Origin of the sequence: Pseudochelatococcus lubricantis, assembly GCF_011762225.1 — a bacterium.
Taxonomy (GTDB): Bacteria; Pseudomonadota; Alphaproteobacteria; order Rhizobiales; family Beijerinckiaceae; genus Pseudochelatococcus; species Pseudochelatococcus lubricantis.
The window spans coordinates 1-1,199 of the sequence record NZ_JAASQI010000028.1 but is presented as its reverse complement, the minus strand read 5'-3'; the positions used below and the strand labels follow the sequence as shown (position 1 = coordinate 1,199).

1 pseudogene is annotated in these 1,199 nt (G+C 56.1%); it reads left to right on the top strand.

The window, feature by feature from the left end:
- Nucleotides 1-325: 325 nt before the first annotated feature.
- Nucleotides 326-1,086: pseudogene (locus FHS82_RS20865) on the top strand (IS5 family transposase).
- The last annotated feature ends 113 nt before the right edge of the window (nt 1,087-1,199 follow it).

Below are 1,199 nucleotides of genomic sequence, written 5' to 3'. Positions count from 1 at the left end.
GCCTCGGTGAAACGGCTTTTCCTCATGTCGTCTGCTCCTTTTCAGATTGGGCAGACTCTACATCACAGCGAGGGAACTTCCGGGGGGCAGGTCACGGCTGATCGTTTTTTGATCCGGAAATTGAGGATTTTGTGCCCGTTCAACCTGCAGGTCAGTCGTATTCGGAAACTTCTCCAGCTTATGCGCAAGCGGTCCCACTGCTTCAAATATCTCAGCATCGGATATCGCAATTGTCCACTTATTCCTAGGTTTTAGTGACGATTTAATTTTTGGGATTCCCCAAGGTTAGCAAATCAGATTCAACGCTGATTTTTGGAGATCAGCGATGGACTGTGATGCGCTTCGGGATGACCAGTGGGACCGTATCAGGGGCTTCGTGCCCGGCGGGACGAAGGGCAAGCGCGGGCCACGCACCGATAATCGCAAGTTCCTCGACGCGCTGTTGTGGATGGCGCGCTCTGGCGGCCGTTGGCGTGACCTGCCCGAGCGACTGGGCGACTACCGCTCGGTGAAGCGGCGCTACTATCGTTGGATCGAAATGGGTGTGCTGGATGACATGCTGGCCGTGCTGGCCCGTGAAGCTGATCTGGAATGACTGATGATTGACAGCATGATCGTACGCGCGCATCAATACGCGGCCGGAGCCCGCAAGCTCAAAGGGGGGCGGATGCCCAGGGCCTGGGTCGGTCTCGCGGAGGCCTGAGCACAAAAGTCCAGGCTGCTACCGAGGTCCTTGGCCTGCCTGTCCGTCTGATTGCTTCGCCCAGCCAACGCAATGACATCGCCTTCGCCCACGATCTGATCGATGGCATCGACGCTGATGCCACCATTGCGGACAAAGGCTACGACGCCGATCATCTTGCAAACAAGATAACCGACAGCGGGGCAGAAGTTGTCATCCCGCCCAAGCGCAACCGCAAGGTTCAGCGCCCCTACGATGCTGACCTCTACAAGGAACACAATCGCATCGAGCGCTTCTTCAACAAACTCAAACAGTTCAGACGGATGGCCACACGCTACGACAAATTGCTCGCAAACTTCATGGGCTTCGTCAAAATCGCCGCAATCGCTATATGGCTCAGATAGTTAAATCGTCACCACGCCCTAGCTTCTGACGCTCCTCTTCCGTTTCCACGGTCTTCGGCGTGAACTGCGCGACGTCGGCGACGAAACTCGCTCTGGCGGGAATCACATATTGT